This window comes from Mesorhizobium sp. M1338, assembly GCF_040318045.1.
Lineage (GTDB): Bacteria > Pseudomonadota > Alphaproteobacteria > Rhizobiales > Rhizobiaceae > Mesorhizobium.
Genome location: NZ_JAMYLL010000161.1, coordinates 1 through 660, shown reverse-complemented (window position 1 = coordinate 660; position 660 = coordinate 1). Strand labels below are relative to the sequence as shown.

Annotated in this window: 1 protein-coding gene; it reads right to left on the bottom strand. The window is 64.4% G+C overall.

The window, feature by feature from the left end; all coding sequences use genetic code 11:
* A partial coding sequence (locus NKH19_RS33475) for an aldehyde dehydrogenase family protein (protein ID WP_352984003.1) occupies positions 1-660 on the bottom strand: 660 nt, incomplete at both ends.

Sequence of the window (660 nt, the reverse complement as noted above, 5' to 3'; positions counted from 1 at the left end):
CCTCGATGGCGAGATCGAGATCGGCGTCGTCGAAGACGATGAAGGGGGCGTTGCCGCCGAGTTCGAGGCTCAGCCGCTTCACGCTTTCGGCCGCGCCGCGCATCAGCAGCGAACCGACCCGCGTCGAGCCGGTGAAGGAGATCTTGCGAACGGTCTCGTTTGCCATGATCTCGTTGCCGATCTCGGCTGGCATGCCGGTGACGATGTTGATGACGCCGGCGGGAATGCCCGCCCGTTCGGCGAGCACACCGAGCGCCAGCGCCGAATAGGGCGTGAACTCGGACGGCTTGATGACCACCGTGCAGCCGGCGGCCAGCGCCGGCGCGACCTTGCGGGTGATCATCGCGTTGGGGAAGTTCCACGGCGTGATGATGCCGCAAACGCCAACCGGTTCTTTCAGCACGATGATGCGACGGTCGGGCGTAGGCGAGGGGATGGTGTGGCCATTGATGCGGCGCGCTTCCTCGGCGAACCATTTGACGAAGGATGCGCCGTAACGGATCTCGCCTTTGGCCTCGTCCAGTGGCTTGCCCTGTTCGGTCGTCAGGATCAGCGCCAGATCGTCCAGATGTGTCAGCATCAGGCCATGCCATGCTTCCAGCAGCGAAGCGCGTTCGGCGTTGGTTTTCTTCCTCCAGTCGCCAAAGGCGGAAGCCGCGG